This is a genomic window from Tunicatimonas pelagia, assembly GCF_030506325.1.
Taxonomy (GTDB): Bacteria; Bacteroidota; Bacteroidia; order Cytophagales; family Cyclobacteriaceae; genus Tunicatimonas; species Tunicatimonas pelagia.
Map to the genome: position 1 here is coordinate 7,108,940 of NZ_CP120683.1, position 24,438 is coordinate 7,133,377.

Genomic DNA, 24,438 nt, shown 5'->3' on the forward strand with positions numbered 1-24,438 from the left:
CTAGTGACTGTTTTTTTACTTGTCCCAATAGCTTACGCGCAAGGGCAGGTGTTTGATTGGGCATTAGGCTCGGGGGGCTGGACAGACGACTATACTCGCGATATCACCGTAGATCATCTTGGTTACGTTTACGTTACTGGTTATGTAACTAATGCGAGTATTGGTGACACTATTCTTCGTGATAATGGTGCTTTTGTCATGAAGCTGTCAAATAAGGGGCAGGTTGTTTGGGCTAAAAGTTTTGGACAATTCGATACTTCAGGGGTTAAAATAAAGGTAGACTCACAAGGAAATGTTTTTTTGTTAGGCAAATATTCTCATGGGTTTACAGTCGAAGGACACACCGTGTATAGTACTGGGATCGGATTATTCCTCATGAAGATAGACGTAAATGGCACCATTCTGTTTCTGAAAAACTATAGCACTCCTCGTGGAAACGGGCGAGCCTTGGGTGAAGGCTTAGCTATAGATGAACAGGACAATGTTTACGTAGGAGGGCATTTCAATAATTTTTTAGTATTAGGAGACTCAACGTATCACGTGCGAGGAAGGCAAGGGTTTGACCATGATTTGTTACTGATCAAATTTAGTAATGAAGGTGAAGTGCTGTGGGTGCGAACTCCCGGGAGTAATCAGAAAGAGTTTATCCACGACGTAGCCGTCGACAGCCATGGTGTCTATCTGGTAGGCGATTTGTCTGGCCGCATCATTACTTTTGAGGAAAGTACGTTCCAGGCTCCTATCTCAGGATTAGGTTTTGTTGCAAAATACACCTTAGACGGGGAATATCAATGGGCTGAGGTATTTCATTCCCCGAATCATTCCAGAGCATTTTCGGTAGCGGTAGATCATCAAGGAAATGTCTACGCATCAGGTATCTGGACCGTTCGCAATTATGTTCATCGCTCCGATAAATTTATAGCGAAGCTTAGCAACGAAGGCCAGCTTCTGTTTACCCGATTTGTAGAATTTGGTCCGACGTACACGCTAAAAAGTGGAGTTACCACCAACGGCACTGATGTTTATTTTACGTCCGGATTAGCTGCGCCCTATAAAGCCGGTCATATACAAAGTGATTCCAGCAGTACAGAACAGGCAGCTATCCTAAAATTCAGCGAAATAGGGTACCCCCAGTGGTTAAAACTAACCGAGGGGTCGTCTAATGACGAGGGGGTAAGCATTGCGGTGGATGGTAAAGCTATATTCCTCGCAGGTAACTATAAAAGTGATACACTGCATCTTGACGCTTCTTATACAGTAAACAACAGCGGCAATAGCGATAAGGATTTTTTCCTAGCGGGTGCAAAAGATACTACCGATAACATTTGCCCTGATCCTAGTTCTTTCACACTTAGTCACGTACCAAATTTTTGCCACGGGGATTCAGCACGACTAGTCATTGAGAATCCCTATGCAGTTTATACTGAATGGTATAAAGATGGTCGGAAACTTAATTTTGATAATCAACGGAGTATATATGTCAAACAGCCGGGCTTGTATTCAGTGAAAATCAATAGTAATACTAGATGCCCAGGTATTATTGAAGGAGTAGAGGTTGACTTAGCATCAAATCGTACTGAGGATACCGATGTGGTCATACATTCAAATCCAATCTCGCTTTTTAAATACGATTCAGTAACCGTTTGTTTAGGAGAGAAATTAATCCTCGAAGTTGACTACCATCCAGAGTACACTTACATGTGGCGGAATCTACATATATTAAATACTGATAAAAACAAAGCAACCATAATTACGGGTGCCACAGACACCTCATTCGTGATCTTGCAAATAAAAAATACAGTTACTAGTTGTTCTAACCAGGATACCTTATATCTTATTAGCACCGCGCCCCCCTCTTTAACAGTGATGCCACTTGGTGATTCTTTGGTTGCTTCGGGTAGTCTCAATTATGAATGGTATTTCAATGGAAGGCTACTTGAGGAATTTGATGGACATGTCTCTGTTTTTCCAGAGGAAAATGGGTACTATAAGGTTGGGGCTACAAATGAAGCGGGATGTTATAGTGAGTCAGATAGTGTATTAGTTGAACTCGTATTGGGTTTGGAAGAAACCCCGGAGGATATTCGTGTGTATCCTGTTCCATTCGAGTCAAAGATTTACATTAAATCAACACAAACCGTCGAGAAGGCAACGCTGATGAACATCAATGGGAAGGAAGTAAAAAGTTTTCCATCGGCTAAAGTACTGGAGGCTGATGATGTCAGACCGGGTGTTTATCTACTGAAAATTCATACTTCCAGTCGCATAATGCTATTTAAAATACAGAAATGATTGCGTCATGGTGAAAGGGGTTTGATAAATTGAGTGAATTTCTTTACTGAACTCCAATCTCCTGCTTAATCCGTTGCACTTCCTCTTGGCGATAGGGTTCACCGTTGGGAAGGAATGTAGACTTCCCAATTTTAGGACGACTCAAAAGTAGAGTTTTTTGGTCAAATTACTTTACAAATACTATTACTATTTTGACAAGTAGAAAAAGAACGGGGCCATCAAGAAAATGAATGCGGCTTTCAACCGACTGGAAAGGATATTACTGGGGCGCAAACCCACGGCTACACTAGCCATAGCGGACTCTCAGAGCATTCAGCACCTGGTTCTATTCAACAGGCTTTTGCTGAAGCCATTGGGCTATTCCTCTCAAGCTTTCCGAAATATCTTCCATCATAGCAACGGCTTGCCCCATTCCATTGGTGCCTTTTTTGCGCTGCTCCTGCTGAAAGATTGTTTTGATTTCGCCCCATCGCTGTTTCGCTTCTCCTTCTAAGGCATTGTGAAGTTCTTTGAATTTGAGTAAGTTAGCTTCGGCACCTGAGGTCAGAGTTTGAGCTTCGTTTTCGTAGTGAGTATTAATGAGCGTTTTTAGCTCGTCCTCATTCATGATGGGAGCTACTTTTTCGGCCATTTTGTTCATATCGCGGTACGAACCCTGCAACTTGAACGGTGGTTCAGTGCGGTAAGCATCGGCTCGAGCTGCCGAACGGATGTACTCCAAGTTCACGGTAAGCACGGTATCCCGGATAGTAATGAGCTTTTTCATCACAGTTATGTATTCACTTATTTCTTCGGCAGAATGGTTGGCCTCCCACTCTACTCCTTCCGCAGAGTTATCTTGCGCTAACTTTACCAGCGTATAAACATCAGCTTGGCTCTTGATAGCTAGTTTGCTCAGCACCGGGTTAGAGGTTAAACTATTCTCTATGTAGCTCAACTTAAACGCTTCGGCGGAGTCGCCGATAATATCGCCTAGATTGTAAATATCGGCTCGGTTCGCCAGCATATCGGGAATCTGAAATTTATCACCGCTCTCGGTATAGGGGTTTCCCGCCATCACTACGCAGACTTTCTTACCTCGGAAATCGTAGGTTTTGCTGCGCCCCTTGTACACGCCTTCAATCTTACGCTGAGCATCGCAGAGGGAGATAAACTTTTGCAAAAACTCGGGATGGCAGTGCTGAATATCGTCCAGATAGATCATCACATTATCGCCCATCTCAAAGGCGAGATTAAGTTTCTCCAGTTCCTCTCGTGCCCCAGCGTTAGGTGCTTGACTCGGATCTACCGATACTACCTGATGACCAATCGCCGGACCATTAATTTTCATAAAGACCAAGCCGAGCCGATTCGCCAAGTATTCCATCAGCGTAGTTTTTCCGTAACCCGGCGGGGAAATTAGCAGCAGCATCCCCATCAGGTCAGTTCGTTTATTTTCCCCGGTAGCCCCGATTTGCTTCGCCAGATTAGAGCCAATCAGCGGTAAATACACCTGATCGATCAGGCGGTTACGCACGAAGGAAGACATTACCCGGGGTTTAAATTCGGATAATCGTAGCTCTTCGGTAAACTGCTGGGTAAGCTCTCGCTTTCGCTGTTGAAAATCCCGGTAAGCGGGTACAGCTTCATGGTGAAATTCGCTAAGCTTCTGGAAGAACGTCTGGTAATGCAGTTCGTATTTCCCGTCCTCGATGACCGGATGGTTGCCCTGCATATTTTCCATCGTAGTGCTAAGAGTCACCTCGCTGGTTTCTACCTTTTGTTTAGGGTTAAACAATAGTGCTGCCGCTTCGGAAACATAGGCGGTGTCCAACTCAACCTGTTCCGCAAACGACTGTACCCACTTACGAATAAGATCATACTGTACCCAGAGCTGTTCAGCTAAATCACTGACAGATTTACGGTACTTAGCCTCGGCTTTTTGCTTCGCTAGGTATTTCTCAAAAGCTTCCTTCAGATTAATCGACTGCTGATTGATCGTAAATTTATCATCACCAATTAGTTCGTAGAACAAATACTCACTGGCTTCAGTAATCACCGAAGCATCAAACAAAGACGTTTGCTGAACAAAATCTTGAATGCTGGTCTGAATCTGGTTAAGTACCGGATCAAATTCTTTAGTGTGCGGAAAAACCTGAAGAATAGCTCCCGCTCCTTTGAGTTGAAAATTCAATCGTTGCTGCTGCTCTTTTTCCAAAAACTGTTGCCAGCACATCAATGCACAACTTCTCGCTTCTGATGAATATCTCAACAGTCCGGCTTGCTGATGAATACGGGCTAGTTGTTGCAAAATATGCCTCGCATCCTGATCGTGTACGCCTTTCACATAACCTTCGTCGTAACGACTGGCGACAAACTGCTGCACCCAATCCGATACTTCTTTAGTCAGTTCTCCATCGATGTCGGAAAGCGCAATCGTTTCATCACCAGCCTCAGCCGCCACGAAAAGTTGGTACGCCAAATATTCGGCTCGATACACTTCTTGATTTTCCGAAACCAGTGACTGGTTCCAGTAAGGTTGGTAACGATTGATATCCGCATCATCCAATCCCTCGTAAAAATTAGTACCCGTAATGTGATAAAATAATTGATTGTTCTTCACGACAGTGGTCAGCGCCACTTCGGCAGTATTTACCGAAAAAGAATGTTGCCCCAACCTAATCACCTGCGCGCCGTCAACGTAGAGTTCGTTACGGTCTTTTAGTTGCCGTAGTGCATCCTCTCGGGTAGATTTCAGCCTACTTTCTACGTCATCAGCTTTTACCGTATCGCCAACTTCTTGCAACTCAGTGACAATACTTCGGACTTTCTCGACCATCAGATCGGAAGCGAAGTAGCCGTTAAGTTCAGCGGCTGATGAGAAGGAAGACAAACGGTGCTGGACAGATTTTAGAATCCTATCAGCCGCTTGTAGCAAGGCATTTGCTCGTTGGTTGCGAGCTTCAATTAACTGAACCTTACGGCTTTCAAAAGCATTGTAAATTTCTTCGCGCAGCTCGTTGATCTGGTTGAGCATTTCGGGGAACTCAGCAAACTTCCCTTCCAGTTCTTCCAATTGCACCATCAGTTTATTGAGATACTCATCGGTCTTTTCGGGCGTATCGGCTACATCCAGATAGTTGACCAATGCCTGACGAATCAGCTTGGACTGGGCGTGGAACTCAGCCTTTCCTTCCTGACCGAGCAGTTCTTTCCGCTTGCGTTTGAGTTGGGCTTTTAGCTTGTTCAGCTCGGTGAAGATGACCGAGATACGGTCGATAATCTGGGTAGTTTGGGTAGCATCTTCAATTTTTAGATTACTCACCACTTCCATTAGCATTTCCAGTTCGCCCGAAAAATCAGCGATCTTTTTCTCCAGCTCCTGAATGTCTACAACCTTACCAACTTTGGTTAGCCCCTGCTCAAATTCAGCTACCTGTTTGGTGAAAGGAGCTAAAGAATCATCTTTGAGTAAAAACTTTACAGTATACTGCGCGGTGGACTGAGCCACATCGGCCAATGTTCCCTCATACTCTTCAACCCTATCAGCATCTACGTAGCGTAGTTCTTTAAGCGAAATCACTTCACCTCGTTTCTCCCGCAGCCGGGCTAAAGCATGGACAAATTCCTGGATATGTTTCTTCGGTTGGCTTTTCAGCTCGCGCAGTAGTTGGTCTACCGCTTGAGTGGTTTCAGCTACCTGTTGCTGCGTATTTTGCCGAATACTAGTAACTTTTTCAAACTCATCAATAGCCGCCGATGCCGTATTGCGAAGGGCGGTGAGCGGCTTATGAATTTGCTGGGCTTCGTCACGATTTAACCAGTAGTAGGCGTCTAACAAAGTAGTAGATTGTCGCTGGAGATCAACGTATAAGTTTTGGTAATTTTCACCTTTATCAATCAGCGTGAGCAGTGCCTGACATTCGGCCATTGCTCGCACAATATCTTTGTTGCCAACTTTGTAGAGAAAAGAATCGCTCTGGGACGAAAGTGGATAATTTGGCCCGACAAAAGGAGTTTGCCAAATACGGATGGCGTGGTGCTTCTTAGGCTCATCATCCGCATTAAAATAGCAAAGCTCACCATTCTCAAAAATCGCAAAACCGTGGGCGACCATTGGATTAGCAATTTCCTGATTGATGATATTGTAGGGCAGTAATTGGTACTGATGATAATTCTGATTGTAGAAAACGTAGAGAAAATCTTCTCCATTGGGCGAAGCAATAGTTTTTTCGTAGACCAACGAATCCTGACTGATCTCAAAGGCTTTGAACTCCCCCGTTTGCAGATAATAACCGTTCGGAAACAAAATTCCCTGATCGTCAGGTAGTACAATGCACGCTTCTTCAATGGCATCAATCCGCCGAGCTTCTTGCAATTTGGCATTGTACGCCAGATAGCGGTAAGCTTTTTCCTGATAAGGACGAATCTTCAACAGCACTAAATTATCCAGCACCGAATAGTAGACTTCGGCATCGTCTAGCGTTTGGTCAGGGTTATCTACCGGTTCCTGATAAATTCCCTGCCCGGCATCGGTATTGTCTTCTACTTTCAGCGTAAGGTTACCATTCAGTGTGTCAACAAATACCCGATCAGCTACCGATACATGCGGGTGCTTTCCGGCTCGTTGATCGTCGCGGGTAGCCCTTTTCCAACGGAAGGCATGCTGTTCGGGTACCGAGATTTCGTGCTCACTACGGTTGTCGCGGTACACTAGCGTATCGCCCTTAATTTCCCACTTGAACGCTTTTATATCGCTCGCGCTCTTGCTGATCTGAAATACCATGTACACGAACGGCTCGCTGAGCACAAAGCGGACAAACTTGGTATCTTTATAGTATTTGTATAGCTTCTGAAAGTCATCTTGAAACGTAGCGTTGCTGATTAGATCATAGCCTAGCTCATGAAAACTATGATCGCGATAGGAATACAGACTGAATACATCCGATAACTCCACTTGTGACTTTAGCCCCAAATGTACGTTGTAGCCAAAAATGAAGTTCTCGCCCACTGGCACCATATCGTAGGGGATGCAGTTGTGCGCCGTATGCACCCGTTCGGTAGCAATCAGCGTAGTTTCAATCGCCCCAAAAACCTCTTTGCGAGCTTCGTTAAGCTTACCCAAACGATCCCGCAGATCAGTTGCGCTTTGCTGCAAGCGATTCTTCAGAATTTCATAGGTACTATTTTCTAAAGTAGGATTGGATGTATCTTGATTGGGCATTGTATGTTTGTAGTTAAATGAATAGCTGCTTAGAGATCTCCGACACGATTAATACAGAAGACTCAATCCGGATAGCAGTACTGCTAGTAAACCAATAGCCACCAGCAAAGTGTACCACCTAGCCTTCTTTCTTTTGATCTCTTGCTCATATCTTAGCTGTTTCAATGCTTCGTAGTTGTTAGCAATATTTGCTCGATAACTGGGATTATTTTTGTGATGATTCTTCAAAACTTCAAATGTACCCTTACGGCGAAGTAAAGCTCGATTATTCTCGTAGCTTTTCTTCATAGCACTAATTACTCCACTAGCTCCCATCATGTTTTCTATTTATGTGTAAATATTAATTTAAGTTAGTCCCATCAACTATTTCTTGGGCATGTATTCTATCCTCGATGCTAGAAGGGTAAGGCAAAAACTGGAAATGAAAACTGACCAGAGTCGGAATAGTAAATGCTTTTATTGGTGTATTCTTCATCGCTCTCGAGCGAAAATGTATCTCCGCTGCTGATATAGTAACCTGCTACCATGCCGGCTAGAAAAAGAATCGCTGGAACACTAATTCCCTTGATTTTAATTGATTTATTAAAGTTAGTATTGGTATGCATAGTGTGAAAGTTTAGGGTAATGTGGCCGACCAAAAGTCTTTTAGCTTCTGACCGACCACAGGGTGAGGGTTGGTTATAATTTGATATTCTTGACTGGTTCATCGGCTAATCCAGCAGAACGGGCAATATCCATTAGCTTAGTCAAGCTGCCTTTTACTTCCGGCTGATCGGTCTGGTTCATCAGCTTGAAGAGCAAAGCCGACACCGTGAGATTCTTCATGTCTTCGGAGGATACTCCGAACTGACTGATGAATTTGTTAAGATTATCTTTGAAAGTTCCCCCGCCATTGGTATTAAAGAATGTATCTTTAATATCTAGCAAGGTGGTATTTTTCCGCACCATACCGTCAATGGCTTTGCCTTTGGCGATGGAACCCATAATCTGATCAAACAGCATGGTTTCCCCACCGATGATCTCAATGTTAGAGGCTTTCAGAGCTTCGCCAATCACTTGCGCCTGAGCTTCGGCAATATCCTTCTGAATATCGATCTTCGCCAGCTCCAGGGCTTTCTCGGTTTCCAAACGTAGCTTGAACTCTTCATGCTCCTTACCGGGACCGTCCAGCACCTGCATGGCGTTGGCTTTCTCGCGGATACCCTCGGCTTCGGCTTTGTACTTCTGCTGCATCACCCGGGCTTCGGCCATACCTTGCTTCTCTTCGGCTGCCGCTTTGGTTTCAATCACTTCAGCATCAGATTTTCCTTGCTCTAAACTAATCTGTGCCGCAACCAGTCCAAGTTTCTCGTCAGCTTCCGACTGCGCTTCAGCCCGTAGACTGATACCTTTGGCGTCGGCTTCGGCCTGGGCCTCGATGACTCCGGCTTCAGCTTCCCCTTCTTTCTCGCGAGCGGCGGCTTTGGCTTCCATCACCTGGGCTTCGGATAGTCCGATAGCCGCGTTTTGGGCGGCTTCCGCTTCCGCCATTGTCTTCATGGCTTGGGCTTTGTGCTCAGCCGAGTTTTCTTCGGCTTGGGCGTCAATCATCAATTGCTTCGCTCGGTGTTCGGAGGCTTCTTTCGCGGCTTCAGCAGATTTGATTTCCTTAACCAAAGACTCTTGCGCTTCTTTCTCAGCGTTGATTAGAGCCACTTCTTTATTCCGGTCAGCCTCGGCCTTGGCTTTAGTGTCTTTGATTTTCTCTTCTTCCTCCACCGTCGCTTTTTCTACCATCACCCGCTCCCGAATCACTTCCTGAATATTCTTCCGCTCTTCTTCCAGCGACTTTTCTTTCTCGATTTGAGCCAGTTCTACGACACGCTCCCGCTCAGTGGCTTCCAACGCTTTAGCTTGCTCTACACGCTCCTGCTCAATAACGTCGGTGCGTTCCTTATTACGCTGAGCAACCAGAATCTGACGGTCTTTATTTTGCTCGGCAACCCCCACTTCTTCTTCAGTTAGAATGCGGGCTTCCTCAGAACGCTTGCGCTCCTCTTGGCGGACTTTCTCACGCTCGGCAGCTTCACGAGAGCGAATATTAGTCACTTCGCTTTCTTGACGTTCGCGTTGCTCAGTCAGTTGCTTCTCCAGTTGCAGAATGGTTTCTTCAGCCTCCACATCCTGCTTTTTGATGGTTTTCTTCTTTTCGTTTTCAATCAGGTTGGATTGAATTTTTTGCTCAGAGGTAAGATCAATGATCTTCTTGATACCTTCTGAATCCAGAATATTATCCGCATTCAGATACTCTAGGGGAGTCTGCTCCAGATAATCAATAGCGCAGTCGTCCAGAATATAGCCGTTGAGATCGGTGCCGATTTCCTCCAGTATTTTATCCTTAAAGTTCGCTCGGGAATTGTACAGCTCCACAAACTCAAAGTGCTTACCTACCGTCTTTAAGGCTTCCGAAAATTTAGCGTCGAACAGTAGCTCTAACTGCTTGGGATCAGATGCCCGATCGCAACCGATAGACTGGGCGACGTGAATTACATCTTCTTTGGTTTTGTTTACCCGAACGAAAAAGGTAACCTGAATATCAGCCCGAAGATTGTCGTTACAGATCAAACCATCCTTACCCGTTCGGGAGATCATGATGGTTTTTACGGTAATGTCCATTTCTTCCAGACGATGCAGTACCGGAATTACCAGCAAACCGGAAAATGATACTTTTGCCCCGCCCGCCCCTCCGGTGACAATCAGGGCTTGTCCTTGGGAAGCTTTGCGGTACATTTTGATGATAGCAACCCCGATCGCAAAGAGAAATACGATGACGATGATGCCGACGAATAATAACATAGATTGTTCCATGTGAGTAGAGTTTAGTCAATATAAGGTTCAATAAAATAAATGTTACGTCCTTCCTGCTGCTCGATGACCATCGCGGTATCACCCCGGTCAAGGGAAACGCCCTCGTAGGTTTTTACACTGAGTAACAGGGGTGCACCCGCAGTTTTTACCCGTGCCTGTCCCACCCGTTGGTGCGAAGCCTGGGAGGTTATGGTGCAGATTTTCCCGATAACTGTTTCGTTAGATTCCTGATTCAGCTTACCAAAAACTTTCGCCAGCGGATTGGTCAATACTTTTGCAATGAATAGCCCAGCGATAAGAGTAGGAATCAGAATCAACAGTCCGATCAGAAACGAGGAGTTACCGAGATAGTAATTTCCCAAAACAGTTAGTACCCAAACCGGGAGAATCCAGAAGGTAAGAAAAACCATTAGTGGTACTTGACCCAGATTAAAGAAGGCCAGCACCTCATTTAGCCCATTCCCTGAAAGGTCACCGTCCACGTCAGCATCGACATCCACGTCTGTATCTAGGTCAACATCTACATCGAGCGAGTCAATATCGATGGCTCCGACCAGTACCACCAGCCAGTAAATCATTACAAAGGCTAGCAGCAGTGTGGAAATCAAGTTGGGGGCCGACGCGGCGGCGGTGAACAGTTCTTTCATAATTAGTGAATGATGATTGATGATGAATGACTAATGATTGGTGAGTAATGACCAGTGACATATACAATTAATCATTACTCATTCGTCATTATTCATTACTGTTTGCTTGTGGCAAGCCCAGTCGTTTTTTGAGCTCTAGTAAGCGCTCGTCGGCAGAAGGATTGCTTCCGGTATCCAACGCTCGCTCGATTTCTGCATCGACGGTGGTAGGCTGGTTGGCAATTTCGCCGTAGGATTCCGCTAGGGCTTCCTCCTCTTCTACCTTGGCTTTCATTCGTTCAAGCATGGCAACAGTACTACTAGAATCTACGCCAGCCAGTTGCTTATTGATAGTTTTGGTAGCCTTACTAACCTTCATGCGCGACTTTAATGTTCGCAATTCATTTTCCCAGGTAGTGATGTTTGCCTTCAGCGTATCTACGGTATTTTCTAGTTGTTGCACTGAAGCATCGTAACGGCGGGCTTCCCGCTGATGCAAAGCTGCATCTTTATCGGCATGTTCTTTCCGGCGGAGTGCTTCCGAAGCCAGGCGATCCGCTTCGGTCATTTCCAGTTCGCCAGATTCGGCTCGTTTCAGCAGGAGAACAGCTTTCTGCTCATAGTCAGTAGCTCGCTTCTGGTAAGCTGTTAGCTCCCGACTAGAGCGGATCTGCTGCGCTTTTACTTCCGCCAGCGACTGCAAAGCTTTTTCAAGATCAACTTTCAAATCGCGGATACCCTGTTCGGTTACCTTGATTGGGTCTTCCAATTTACTGATAGCATCGTGGGCTTCGGCTTGTCCAATTTTAAAAATTCGAGTGAAGATATTCATGGTCACATTGGTTAAATGGTGGTTGATAACAATTCGGTTTAATCCTTTCCATACGCACTCCAACCATGTTGCATCCTTTCTCAATTAGTCATATGTTAATGACGAATTGTCAAAACTTACCAGGCTGTAAAGAAAAGAAAGCAGACGGTTACGAACGCGCCGTTTTTTTGAATAAACCTACATGCTCATCGCTAAGATGATTCAATTTAATACTACCTTGTCCGGATCAATAGCAATTAATTATATATACGGACGTTTGCTAAAAAAGTTAGCACTACTAAAAAAATTAGTTAAAAATATTGTACTATGTCCATTATTGGAAAGAATATAAAGACCATCAGAACCATCAAAAATATCAGCCAGGCTGAATTTGCCGATATATTTGACATATCTCGAGCTAGTATTGGAGCTTATGAAGAAGGAAGAGCTGATCCTAAACTAGAAACTATAATCAATATTGCTAATTATTTTAGTATTTCTATTGACACGCTGCTCACCAAAGCCCTTTCGGTAGCCGAGCTGCGGGAATTTGATATTTTAGATGATAAGAAGCCTCTAGCCGAGAAATCGGATAGTGATCGGGATTTAAGCAAGGAAGATACTCCACTAGTGAAACGAGGGAGTTACGTTGAGTACATTGTTAATTATCAGAATAAAGATTACATCAATCGCTTACCCTACGTCCGCTTACCCGACACCCAACACTACAAGTCTCGGGCGTTTGAAGTGCAGCATGACGCGATGGAAGTAAATCGTAAAGGGTTGTTGAAAGGTGATATCCTATCTTGCTCACCCATTGCCCTCTCTGAGAAGAAAAAGCTAGTGAAAGATGGAGTATACGTAGTGGTGACGGAAGAAGATATTTTTGTGCGCCGTTATGACCATGCTGACGAGCAACTCTACTTTCGGGCGGATAACCCCAACTATGAGACCCTGCAAATTCAGCGGGAGAATATTTTAGAGCTTTGGAAAGTGATGGGATTCTTCAGTACCGTGCTGAAGCCCCCAATATTTCTGGAAGAGCGAGTAGCATTGTTGGAACGAAAGCTTAACGATTTAGAGCAGCGATTTATTTCTGATTGACAGAGTGATCCAAGTGTTTGGATGATGTAAATACCTTAGTAGAGGTCTATTTGGGTATATTCCATCGAAAGTAGTTCGTACCTAGTTCACATTCCCTTCTGTTCATTCTCGGGCAATAACTGTTCATTTTTGCACAGTATATGGTGTAAAAAAATCCCGTACTTATCTCAACCTATTCATAATCAACCAATTAATAATTTGGCATAACGGTTGGTGACCTTAGCTAAGTCTTCTCAATTTTTTACCAGCTGCCGTATGTCTTTGTTTGCAAGCACTCTGAATACCACCCGGAGAAACCTTCGCCACCAGTGGGGAAGTAGTTTGTTGAATGTTGTAGGACTCACTTTGGGTATTCTCTGTTCGGTGATCATTTTTCTGACTGTGCGCTACGAGTTTAGCTTTGATACGCATCACCAGAACAATGAGCAGATTTATAGAGTAACCAACAACTATTACTATCCCACGTTCACTATGTACGTAGGGCATACGCCCGATCCAATGGCGGAAGCTCTCCGGAATGATTTTCCGGAGTTTGAGCGGGTTGTCTCGATCCACACCTCCCAAAATCACTCTATTTCTATTGAAGATCAGCTGTTTGAGTCTGATATTCTTTTCTGCGATCCCGCGTTTATTCAGTTACTTGATTACTACAATGATGCTTCGCAGTGGATCATCGGTGACCCTACTGCCGCACTTAACGAGGTTAATCAGACGGTGCTTACCCAATCGCTTGCTGAGAAAGTATTTGGCGATGCAGAAGAAGCTCTCGGAAAAACGATTACCCTCAGCAATGGCACCAACGTAGAAGTAAGGGCAGTGATTCAAGACCCACCGCCCAATACCAACTATCCTTTTGAACAGTTAGTGTCTTACGCTACGTTTGATCGAGTTGCCAGCGAATCGTTCGGCAGTGTTAATAGTACAACTACTTTTGTTCAGCTTCCCCCGGAGGTGACGGCAGAAAGCTTACAACCCGCATTGGATCAGTTCAATGCCAAGTATATGGAAACTGCTTGGGGGGAAGACTTCGTATCTATGGCTCTTCAACCGCTGGCTGCTATTCACTTTGATGGACGATTTGGCGCGGACAACTACATGACCAGTACTACTTACCTGTGGACGCTCGGACTGATTGGCTTATTTATGATTGTAGTAGCGTGTATCAACTTCGTTAACCTTACAACTGCCAAAGCTATCACTCGAGCTAAGGAAGTAGGAGTGCGGAAGATTTTGGGAAGCACGAAAAAGCATATCATTGCTCAGTTTATGACCGAGTCGTTACTACTCGCTCTGTTTGCCGTAGGTTTCGGTATCGTACTTGCCCAACTGTCCTTTACCTACTTTAGCGAACTTACCAATCTGAATATCGGAAACGAATTTACATTCACTCCCGATCTGCTGGCATTTCTAGGAGGCTTGCTGCTCTTCATTACTGTAGCCATTGGAGTGTATCCGGCACTAGTGTTATCTAAATTTCAACCGCTTGATGTTATTCGTGCCCGAAAAGCAGCAAACTCCTTCAAAGGCTTATCGCTGCGTAGAGTGCTGATTACTTTTCAGCTAACCGCCTCTCAAGCTCTCGCTATTGGGGCTATTGTAATTGCTAGTCAGCTTGAACTTTTCCAAAATACAGATCTGGGTTTTGATCAGGAATCGATCCTTGTTGTAGACATCCACGGTAACGAACCAAGTGAAAAAGTAAAATCATTGAAAAATAGCGTGCAGCAGTTTCCCTTTGTTGAATTAGCTAGCTTGTCATCCAGTGCTCCTATGTCAGGCAATAGCAGTACAACCGGGCTTACTTCAGTAGATGCGGGAGTCGCAGAAGAAGAGCGGTTCAACGTAGAATATATTATGGTTGATAATGACTTTGTAGATGCTATGAACCTTGAGGTATTAGCGGGAAAAACCTCCATGACTACGCTTGACCAGGATACGGTGCGGGGTTACGTGGTGAATGAAACTCTGATCGAGCGACTGGCTTTCGCTAGCCCCGAGGAGGCACTCGGAAAAAGGATCACAATTCATGGGGTGGAATCTACCATTATCGGAGTAGTCAAAGATTTCCATACTCTCTCGCTGCACGAAGAGATCAAACCAGTAGCATTGATTTACGGTATTAGAGATTACTCGCTGTTGAGCATCAAATACCAAACGGCTAACCTTCAAGAAGCTGTTGCCCAATTAGAAACGGCCTGGCAAGGAGTATTTCCCGATAAAAACTTTGACTTCTACTTTCAGGATGAGCAAATGGGCGATATGTACGACAATGAAATCCGCTTCGCAAAGTTGATCAGGGTGTTTACCATAATTTCTATCGCCATTGCCTGCTTCGGTCTCATCGGTCTTTCGGCTTTCTCTTCGGTGAGAAGATTTAAAGAGATTGGAATCAGAAAAGTGTTAGGTGCCAGTGTTCCCCATCTTTTGTTTTTATTATCGCGAGAATTCTTGATTCTGGCCGGGGTTAGTCTCATTTTCAGCGTTCCTATTGCCTACTATTTAACAGCCGGTTGGTTGGCAGATTTTGCCTACCGTATTCATTTAACGTGGTGGATGGTAGGTATTGCCGGATTTATCACTATAACATTTACTTTGCTTACGGTTGGCCTTCAGAGTGCGCGAGCAGCCACGATGAACCCGGTAGAATCTCTACGCAGCGAGTAACAAAGCATCAGCAAATGATAATTTCCATTCTCTACTAATCAAGAGAAATCATCACTTTCCCGTAGCTCTGCCGCGACTCAATATACTCGTGCGCTCGGGGAAGCTCCGCAAAGGGAAATACTTTAGAGATAACCGGTTTGATGTTATGTTCTTTCACAAATTTAGTCAGCACCTGCCATTCCTGTTCTACTACTGCCTGGTGCTCAATTAGGTAACCAATGTGGGTGGCGAGCAGTCCAGTTGAGCGTTGAGCCATTTGTAGAATTTTAGCTTGAGGAATATTTTTCAGCAAGTGTGGCCAAGTGAGCGGATTACGTTTGCTCCAATTGAGCCCCGCCATACCGGCGATAACGAGCTTGCCAAATGGGTTAAGCAATTCGCGACTTTTGCGGAAGGTTTCACCACCGACTAGCTCCAGAACCACATCCACTCCCCCACCCGACTGAGCCTCTCGGATCACCGAGGCAAAATCCAGCTCTCGGTAATTGATAGGATGGTCCACTCCCAGCTCTTTCAGTAACTGTAACTTTTCGGGCTGACTGGCAGTACCAAATACTTTACAGCCCTGAGCTTTGGCAAGCTGCACCGCTGCCGTGCCCACTCCTCCGGCTGCGGCATTCACTAACACCGAATCAGATGGTTGCAAACGAGCCAGCTTCATCAGCCCAACCCAGGCAGTCATATAATTGACGATAAAGGCGGCGTTTTCTTCGGGAGAAAACTGCTCCAAAGCAGGTAACGCCATATAATCTTTCACGATCATTTTTTCGGCGTAGCTACCGAACTGCCCCCCGGCAATTACTTTCTCACCAATCTGCCGATTAACTCCTTCTCCTACTGCATCAATTTCCCCGTAAGCTTCCATCCCTAGCACGTAGGGTAGCTTTGGTGCCCAACGGTACTGCCCTCGTCGGGAAAGGATTTCGGCGTAGTTTATACCAATCCGCTTAACCTTTACCCGTACCTCTCCGGCTTTGGGAATTGGCTCGGGTATATCCTGTATTTTTAGGGATGAGGCGGATCCGTGTTTAGTGAGTAGGTAGGCTTTCAAATTAGTTAAATTTTAAAAATAACGGTGGTAAGTTTACATTTAGTCAATAGTAAATATGCAATTATAGATACGGGTGCGGCAAGTAAGAAAACTAGCAAAAGCCCGAAGGCGAAAGTTACAAGAAAACCGATGCCGAAAGGAGGCGTAGCCAAGTTTTCGCCAACTTGGGTGGTTAAACATGGCAAAGATACGCCAAGCTACCAACTCCAACTGATCGACCGTATACGAAGCGGGGTAAAAAAACATGAGTGGAAGCAACTCATCAGTAGCATAGGTTTGACAGAAAAAGAGCTCGAACTTATTTTACCCTCATCTATTAGCAGTATGCAAAAAAAGGAGGTCTATAATAAAGAGACTTCCGAAAGGATATACGAGTTAGCAAGACTCTACGGCCTTGGCTACGAAGTTTTTGATTCTAAAGAAGATTTTAAGATTTGGTTAATGACTCTTTCGCCCGCCCTAGAAAACAAAAAACCATTTGAGTTGCTGGACAGCATTTTTGGTTTTGAGATGGTTGGGAACGAGATTATACGAATCCAATACAATGTGTACAGTTGATGTACGTATACCGAGCTGCCAACCTGAAATATAACGATAGCACCCTGTTGGGTATTGGAGCCGAAAAAGTGGGTGGCCGATGGAATAAGGTGGGAACCAGAGCGGTTTATTGCTCCGAAAATGCTTCACTGGCTTTGTTAGAGTACTACGTACATTCGGCTAATAAAGCAACCTTGCCCAAAAGCATTCTCATTGCCAAGATTGAAATACCCGATGCATTTGAAATAGAAACGATCAAAGTCCTTCCTGAAAAGTGGAACCAATACCCCTACTCATCTGAAACTACGGAAATATTCACCCAGCGAGCAGCCAGTAGAGACTTTTTTGCTATCAAAGTACCATCTACCATTGTAGGGGTTGAGTACAACTTTATTCTTAATCCGCTTTACAAAGAATTTGGTAAGGTAGAAGTGGTAAATTTTACGGAGCTAGCTGCCGATTGATGCAAGATTGAAAAATGTATGATAATGACTCGGCTAAAAAACGTTGCCATCCCGCCGGGCGACCATGCTTTTTTAGCCTTTGTTACCTCTCGTTTTTTATTCTTTCTATATCCTTGCTGCTCAGTCCTGTGATACTTGCTATCATCTCAATCGAGAGTCCTGCATTAAGTGAATTTTGAACTATTTCTATGTTTCTTTTGTCTATTGCTTCTTCACGTGCCATGTCCAATGAGTTCTGCAAGTCTCTGTAGGATTTCAAACTTTCCTCATACGCTTCCGCCTCTTCCTTGCTGAACTTGGCTATCTCGGCCACTTCAAAGAGCCGCTCAAAGATATTTTCTCGTAACTCATCGGGTACTCTGTTCAACTTATTGAGGTTACGAATTACATACATCCACTTGTCAAATCGGGACTCCAGTAATTCAACAGGCTTGTTGAACTTGGGCATCTCCAAGTAGATGAAGGTCAGCTTGTCGTAAAAGATCTTGCAAGTCTCTATGTCCGTCAGTTTTACGTCATACCTGAACTTATCCAGCTCGTCCATTTCTGAATCAAACACAAAGTCCAGGATTGCTATGGTGTAAACCGCCTTTAACTCGAAGTTCCAGTCCGAACCTCGCTGTGCTTGTTCTCGTATCGGGAAAGTCGAGTAATAGACTGTCCTGTCCTTGAAAAACTTCTGTTTGGTCTTTTGCAGCTCCACGATGAACTTTTCGCCATCCTCGTTCTCGCAGTAGAGGTCAAAAACAGCTTTCCGGCCATCTTCACTATTTCCCAGCCTGTCACTTTTCAGGTAGGTCAGACCGATTATTTTTCCTTGTTCGTTTTTGAGTAGCTCGTTCAGAAAATCGAGTAGTAATTCCTTGTTCGGTTCCTCTCCGAAAAGTCGCTTAAAACCATAATCGGTGAACGGGTTGATGTATTTTTCTATGAACTCGGGCATATCGTCTCTTTTTGGCAAAGATAATCATTTGCCCAAATCGTTGCATGATGCAACTGGTGCATTTTTAGATAAGGGGTAACAAATCAGTAACGGCAACCTGTCTCCGTTACCCACAAATAACGGGGGAATAGCGACGACTACGTTCTGCTATTTCCAATATATCAACAATCTGACAGACCACCAATATCATTGAGTCAATCACTATACTTTCACGCTTCCTTCCCAAAATACTGGTAGTCAAAAATATGTCTTCACCGCAAATTCAAACTGGTCGATAAATATTCTTCTAAAAGCGGTGATATTATTTTGTTCGTAGAACACCAGCATCGCTTTTTTGTAATCAATAGAATCCACCGTTCGGAAGAATAGAGGGCAGTGCTGGTTGGCGATCAGAATGGCGTTACTGGTGATTCGAGCGGTTCGTATGTTGCCATCGGTAGTGGTACTATCTGGCTTTTTTGCTATTTCCCCTCGCCACCCGTATAGGTTTAAAGCATCTAAAAACTCACCCCGATAGGCCTTGTCAAGACAGAACAGTTCAAGCCGTTCATTCCCCTCCATTTGCCAGAGTAACTCAGCCCCAGCCTTGCTATCGTGTACATCGGCGGCAGTAATGGCCAGAGCAATAGGTAAGCCATGTTTATCCACGGCAATATGACGTTTTCGGCCATTGATAAGCTTGCTGCTGTCTACACCTTTGTCCTGGGAGACAAAAGGAACAGACTTTATACTCTGACTGTCAATAGCCGCTCTTGAAGGCTTCGGACAGTCTCCGTTTTTTCGCCGAAACGTGGCTACCAGAGCAGAAAGTACCTAATTCCAAACACCATTACGTTGCCATTGATAATAGTAGTATAGTATAACCGATAGATTAGGGTGATACTGACTATCTATGTTTCGCCACTGCGTCCCAGTCCGGCTCACATGGAATATGGCATTGACTACCATACGTAAACATGTTTTACGTTTTCTTCCCTTATCTACGATTGGTTGTATATATTTCCAGTCGGAATCGGTAAGGGCTGTTTGACGGTCTTGCATAATCTAGATGGTTTGGCCATCGTGGCGCGGTCAACTAAAGATTAGCCGATTCCTTCTTTTATGCAATTTTACCAGTTATTCAGTTTTTACTAACTCGAAACCTAAACATGTTCTTACATCATTCGCTCCTGGGATAAGTGTAGTATTTTTGAAGAATTTATAATTCTTATCAACCTCCCTTTACTTCCAACCTCCGCCCAAGCTTCGGTATAGTTCAATATTGGCCAGAATAATCTGTCTTTTTAGATCAGCCAAATCAAGCTCACTTTGTAGAGCATCTTCCTGAGCAGTAATCACCTCCAGATAATTAGCAAAGCCACTCTGAAAAAGTAGTGAAGCATCTTGCACTCCTTTAGTAGCCACAATAATTCGGCGGAAAGCAATACTATATTCTTCTTGCAGTTTTTCAATAGTAATCAAGGCATCAGAAACCTCCCGAACTGCTACCACTACATTATCCCTAAAATCCAGTTCGGCTAGTTCTCGTTCAGCTACGGCAATGTTGTAGTTAGCTTTTAGGCGTTTATTTTGAAAGATTGGCTGAAAAACAGCTCCGTTAAACATCGCAAATCCCGACCCCATGGGGTTTAAAAAGCTCTCGAATATAAAGGAATTTAACCCGGTGCTGGCATCCAGTACCAGAGAAGGGTAGCGCATGGCGTGGTTAATTCCTACCTGAGCGTTACTGGCAATTAACTGATATTCGGCGGCAGCAATATCCGGCCGGTTGCTGATAAGTTCTAAGGGCACTCCGGTAACGTACCGATCATCAAACGCCACATCTTCTAAATTTTGCTGAATATCTATGGGTTGAGGAAAACGACCCAATAACTGGTTCAAGCGGTTTTCCAGTAAGATGTACGAGCGTTCCAACTGGGGAATTAAAGATTCAGCCCGTAGCATCTGAGATTCTGTTTGTTGTATTGCCAGCGAGGTAGTTTCATCGGCCTGAAACTGCAATTTCACAATTTCTAGCGTGCTTCTTCCCAACTCTAAGTTTCGCTCCGCCACCGCAATCTGAGAATTAATCATTAGCATATTGTAGTAGGTAGAAGCCACCTCAGCTACAATGGCAGTCTGCACTGCCTTTTGAAACTCTTGGCTTTGCATAAAAGAGGCCTGAGCCGCTTCTTTCTGCCACCGTAGCTTGCCCCACAGATCAATTTCCCAACTGGCAAAGAGAGAAGTGGTGTAAGCTAGCCGTTCGGTGTAGAACGTTCCCGGTGGGTTTTCTCCGTGGTTACGCCTTGCCCGGTTGGAGCCAAAGTTATTAAAGTTTTCAGAGAAGTACTCTCTATTGACCCCAAAGGGAGAAAACCCCAGACTAGGATAAAAATTAGCTTTAGACTGCTGAAAAATCTGATCACCGATGCCAATTCGTTGGATCTCTCGTTGCAGATCGAAGTTATTAACCAGTGCAGAATCAATCAATGCGATTAATGTGGAATCTTCAAAATAATCCTGCCAGTTTACATCAGCCAAATGAGTCTGATTGACGGAGATAGAATCGGAATGAATACTGTTGCCGTAGTAACTTTCAATATCAATAATAGTAGGTCTGACGTAGCCCTCGCCCACTTTGCACCCAATGGCCGTTAATAAAATGAAGCCAATAGGGAGTAATTGCTTTATAAAATTCATGCGTATTAACTTGGTTGGGTAGTTTTTATGCTAAACCGCTCATCTAGTTTGAGAAATACAAAGGCTAGCACGGGTATGATAAGAATTCCGAGAAAAACCCCGGATAACATTCCGCCAGCCGTACCAATACTAACCGACTTGTTGCCAATGGCTGAAGAACCTTCGGAAAACATGAGCGGTATTAAACCAGCAGTAAAAGCTAGAGAAGTCATCACAATGGCGCGAAGGCGTAGCGCACTGGCATTGAGTACCGCATCTAATATTTGTTCACCAGCCTGTCGTTTCTGAGCAGCAAACTCCACAATCAGAATGGCATTTTTTGCCAGTAGGCCGATTAGCATAATGATACCTACCTGCACGTAGATATTATTATCAATTCCGGCCAGATTGATGAAGGCAAACACCCCGATAATTCCGGTAGGTAAAGAAAGCATTACGGCCATTGGCAGCCAGAAGCTCTCGTACTGAGCCGACAAAATAAAGTACACCAGCACAATACTGATAATAAAGACGATGATAGAATCCGAACCGGATTTTTTCTCCTCCAAGCTCATGCCCGTCCACTCAAAATTCAAGCTAGCGGGTAAGGTTTGTTCACTCAGTTCTTCAATTTTATTCATTACATCTCCGGTGCTAAAACCTTGAGCCGGAGTAATATTAATTCGGGCAGCATTGTACAGGTTATACCGAGTAATAGTTTCCGGACCAAACGATTCTTCCAGCTTCACAATGGTGTTTAGCGGCACCATCTCATTTACATTGTTCTTCACAAAGATGGAGTTGAATGCCTCCGGGCTTTCGCGGTAGGAAATGTCAGATTGCATGAACACTCCGTACTGCCGGGTGAACCGATTAAAGTCCCCCACCCTGGTCTGCCCAAAATTAGACTGTACCGTAAACATCATATCTTTCACGCTTACCCCCAGCGCCTTGGCTTTTTTGTAATCGATATTCAGAGAATACTGCGGAAAATTAGTATTGTAGGACGTAAAGGCATTGTCTATTTCTGATTGCTGAATAAGCTCAGCAATAAACTCATTCACCAAATTTCCGAATTCACTTAGGTCGCCATCCGAACGGTCTTGCAACATGATCTGTACTCCGTCAAAGTCTCCAAACCCCTGCACGGTAGGCCGAGGGTACATATTAATTCCCTTTACCTCATTAATCACCATCAGTTTACTCATCAAGTGCTTAATGAGTTCGTTCATATCTTCTATTTCCCCTCGCTCATCAATATCTTTTAGCAGTACGTACCCCAAACCGGACGATGGACTTTCCGAACCACTCACAATATCGTAGCCAGAAACGGTATTTACTCCCGCCACCGCAGATTCCATCTGGAGAATAGAATCGGCCTGCACCAGCGCTTCATTGGTTCGGTGAAGAGAAGCCCCTTCGGGCATTTTCATGGTGAATATCAAGAAGTTATCATCTTCGGTAGGAATAAACGCTTGGGGAGTGCGGTTGGCTAAGAACACTGTAACTACGACAATGCCCAGCAGAGAAACTAGGCTTATCCACCGGTACTGGATGGCCAGCCGTGCCAGATTAACGTACTTCTTCGTAAACCGATCAAAGAGCGTGTCAAACTTCTTCAATCCTCGGTTACCCAGGTCTTTAGCTTTCTGTACCCTTTCTGACTTTTGTATTTTGCCCACCACTCCACTGTCGGTACTTTCAGTTACCAGTTTGCTTTCTTGCCCTCGTTTTTTGTACAGCAACATGAACAGTACTGGCCCCAGCGTAAGTGCCACCACTGCCGAGATAACTACCGCAATGATAATGGTATAGGCGAATTCCTGATAAAAAATACCCACCGGCCCTTGCAAAAAGCCCACCGGAAGGAATACCGCGGCAATCACCATTGTGATAGAAACAATAGCACTGGTAATTTCTGATAGGGCATCAAACACCGCCTCCCGGGCACTCATACTATGGTGTTGCATCTTTTCAAAGATAGCTTCTACCACCACAATCGCATTATCTACTACAATTCCGATAGAGAGTACAATGGAAAACATACTGAGTACATTCATGGACACCCCAATCAGGGATAGAAAGAAGAACGTACCTACCAGAGAAACCGGAATGGTGATAGCAGTAATGAAGGTGGCCTTAAAATCTTGTAAGAAAATGAATACTACTAAAAACACGAGTATAAATGCCTCAATCAGCGTTTGCTTCACGTGACCCATTGACTCATCAATCTGATCTCGCACACTGTAGGTGATCTCGTAACTGATGCCCTCTGGAAAAATCTTGGCCTGCTCTTCCAGAATCTCCCGTACGTTTTTATCGATCTCTACCGCATTGGCTCCACTTTGCTGAACCACATCAATCGTTACCGAAGGGCGGCTATCCAGACGGTTCTGACTGGTGTAGTTGGAAGCTCCAAACTCAATACGGGCCACGTCTCGCAGATGCAATTGCAGCCCATCTTTTTCCGACTTAATAACAATGTTTTCGTATTCTTCTGGCTCAGAAAATCGCCCGGTGTGCTTCAGGGCAATCTCAAATACTTCGTCAGAATTTTCCCCAAATTTACCAGGAGCAGCCTCAAAACTCTGATCTCGGATTTGCTGGTAAACATCGCGAGGGGTAAGACCGTACAAAGCTAGTCGCTCCGGGTTTAGCCAAATTCGCATGGCATAGTCGCGAGAACGGAGAATAGCCGCTTCGGCCAAGCCGGGCACCCTCTTTAGCTCTCGCCTTACGTTCATCCGGGTGTAGGCGTTTAAGAAGGTTTCGTCGTAGGGCGAGTCTTCTTCTTCAGCGAAAATATTGATCGTCATTAAGGTACCCTTCATTCGCTTGAGTACCGTAATGCCCGATTCTACTACTTCTGGCGGAATTTGCTGCACTACCTTAGAGATACGGTTCTGAATGTCCACCGCTGCCAGGTCAGGGTCCGTGCCCGGTTCAAAATATACGGAAACTCGTCCACTACCCGAGTTGGTAGCAGTAGAACGAGCGTAGGTCATATTCTCGGTTCCGTTGATCGACTCCTCAATGGGCAGCAGCACCGACTTGGCTACTGTTTCGGCATTACCGCCCGGGTAATAGACTTGCACACTCACACTTGGCGGGGCTATTTCTGGAAATCGCTCTACGGGAAGCTGAAAAATACTGGCGGTACCGGCTAGCACCAAAACTATTGATATTACTAATGTTAATACTGGCCGATCAATTATCTTTTCTAACATAGTATTCT

Annotated in this window: 17 protein-coding genes; 5 read left to right on the forward strand and 12 right to left on the reverse strand. The window is 44.7% G+C overall.

Features of this window, described 5'->3' with window-relative positions; all coding sequences use genetic code 11:
* Nucleotides 1-3 precede the first annotated feature (3 nt).
* The gene (locus tag P0M28_RS30135) at nt 4-2,292 is read left to right on the forward strand and encodes a T9SS type A sorting domain-containing protein (RefSeq protein WP_302207228.1); all 2,289 of its coding nucleotides are present in this window, start codon (nt 4-6) and stop codon (nt 2,290-2,292) included.
* A 325-nt stretch (nt 2,293-2,617) separates the two neighbouring features.
* Here the strand turns inward: P0M28_RS30135 and P0M28_RS30140 are convergent, their stop codons facing one another.
* The 6 genes from P0M28_RS30140 to P0M28_RS30165 form a co-directional block, all read right to left on the reverse strand.
* A complete protein-coding gene (locus P0M28_RS30140) occupies nt 2,618-7,495 on the reverse strand; it encodes a DNA repair ATPase (protein ID WP_302207229.1) in 4,878 nt (1,625 codons plus the stop codon).
* 48 nt (nt 7,496-7,543) lie between these two features.
* Nucleotides 7,544-7,813, reverse strand: a complete 270-nt coding sequence (locus P0M28_RS30145) for a hypothetical protein (protein ID WP_302207230.1) — start codon at nt 7,811-7,813, stop codon at nt 7,544-7,546.
* 77 nt (nt 7,814-7,890) lie between these two features.
* Nucleotides 7,891-8,100 (reverse strand): hypothetical protein, encoded by a 210-nt coding sequence (locus P0M28_RS30150; RefSeq protein WP_302207231.1) that lies wholly within the window; start codon nt 8,098-8,100, stop codon nt 7,891-7,893.
* A gap of 73 nt (nt 8,101-8,173) precedes the next feature.
* A complete protein-coding gene (locus tag P0M28_RS30155; protein ID WP_302207232.1) occupies nt 8,174-10,342 on the reverse strand; it encodes a flotillin family protein in 2,169 nt (722 codons plus the stop codon).
* Nucleotides 10,343-10,353: 11 nt separating this feature from the next.
* Nucleotides 10,354-10,989: an OB-fold-containig protein gene (locus P0M28_RS30160; protein WP_302207233.1), complete on the reverse strand. Its 636-nt coding sequence runs from the start codon at nt 10,987-10,989 to the stop codon at nt 10,354-10,356.
* Between the two features lie 88 nt (nt 10,990-11,077).
* On the reverse strand, nt 11,078-11,800 hold the full coding sequence (locus P0M28_RS30165; RefSeq protein ID WP_302207234.1) for a PspA/IM30 family protein: 723 nt from the start codon (nt 11,798-11,800) through the stop codon (nt 11,078-11,080).
* Nucleotides 11,801-12,106: 306 nt separating this feature from the next.
* On the opposite strand from P0M28_RS30165, the gene P0M28_RS30170 reads away from it, so the two are divergent.
* A complete protein-coding gene (locus tag P0M28_RS30170; protein ID WP_302207235.1) occupies nt 12,107-12,883 on the forward strand; it encodes an XRE family transcriptional regulator in 777 nt (258 codons plus the stop codon).
* 255 nt (nt 12,884-13,138) lie between these two features.
* Nucleotides 13,139-15,547 carry an ABC transporter permease gene (locus P0M28_RS30175; RefSeq protein WP_302207236.1) on the forward strand — a complete coding sequence of 803 codons (2,409 nt, stop codon included), beginning with the start codon at nt 13,139-13,141 and terminating at the stop codon, nt 15,545-15,547.
* Between the two features lie 34 nt (nt 15,548-15,581).
* Here P0M28_RS30175 and P0M28_RS30180 read toward each other — a convergent pair whose 3' ends face one another.
* On the reverse strand, nt 15,582-16,598 hold the full coding sequence (locus P0M28_RS30180; RefSeq protein WP_302207237.1) for a quinone oxidoreductase family protein: 1,017 nt from the start codon (nt 16,596-16,598) through the stop codon (nt 15,582-15,584).
* A gap of 24 nt (nt 16,599-16,622) precedes the next feature.
* On the opposite strand from P0M28_RS30180, the gene P0M28_RS30185 reads away from it, so the two are divergent.
* Both P0M28_RS30185 and P0M28_RS30190 read left to right on the forward strand, forming a co-directional pair.
* Nucleotides 16,623-17,156 carry an Xre family toxin-antitoxin system antitoxin gene (locus P0M28_RS30185; RefSeq protein ID WP_302207238.1) on the forward strand — a complete coding sequence of 178 codons (534 nt, stop codon included), beginning with the start codon at nt 16,623-16,625 and terminating at the stop codon, nt 17,154-17,156.
* On the forward strand, nt 17,156-17,599 hold the full coding sequence (locus P0M28_RS30190; RefSeq protein ID WP_302207239.1) for an RES family NAD+ phosphorylase: 444 nt from the start codon (nt 17,156-17,158) through the stop codon (nt 17,597-17,599). Before P0M28_RS30185 ends, P0M28_RS30190 begins: the two co-directional genes overlap by 1 nt.
* Nucleotides 17,600-17,681: 82 nt before the next feature.
* Here P0M28_RS30190 and P0M28_RS30195 read toward each other — a convergent pair whose 3' ends face one another.
* The 5 genes from P0M28_RS30195 to P0M28_RS30210 form a co-directional block, all read right to left on the reverse strand.
* A complete protein-coding gene (locus tag P0M28_RS30195) occupies nt 17,682-18,560 on the reverse strand; it encodes an Rpn family recombination-promoting nuclease/putative transposase (RefSeq protein WP_302207240.1) in 879 nt (292 codons plus the stop codon).
* 219 nt (nt 18,561-18,779) lie between these two features.
* Nucleotides 18,780-19,343, reverse strand: coding sequence for a transposase (locus tag P0M28_RS30200; RefSeq protein ID WP_302210952.1), 564 nt, complete (start codon nt 19,341-19,343; stop codon nt 18,780-18,782).
* 12 nt (nt 19,344-19,355) lie between these two features.
* On the reverse strand, nt 19,356-19,583 hold the full coding sequence (locus P0M28_RS31225) for a transposase (protein ID WP_367281888.1): 228 nt from the start codon (nt 19,581-19,583) through the stop codon (nt 19,356-19,358).
* 180 nt (nt 19,584-19,763) lie between these two features.
* A complete protein-coding gene (locus tag P0M28_RS30205; RefSeq protein WP_302207241.1) occupies nt 19,764-21,224 on the reverse strand; it encodes an efflux transporter outer membrane subunit in 1,461 nt (486 codons plus the stop codon).
* Nucleotides 21,225-21,229: 5 nt separating this feature from the next.
* Nucleotides 21,230-24,430, reverse strand: coding sequence for an efflux RND transporter permease subunit (locus P0M28_RS30210; protein WP_302207242.1), 3,201 nt, complete (start codon nt 24,428-24,430; stop codon nt 21,230-21,232).
* Between the last annotated feature and the right edge of the window lie 8 nt (nt 24,431-24,438).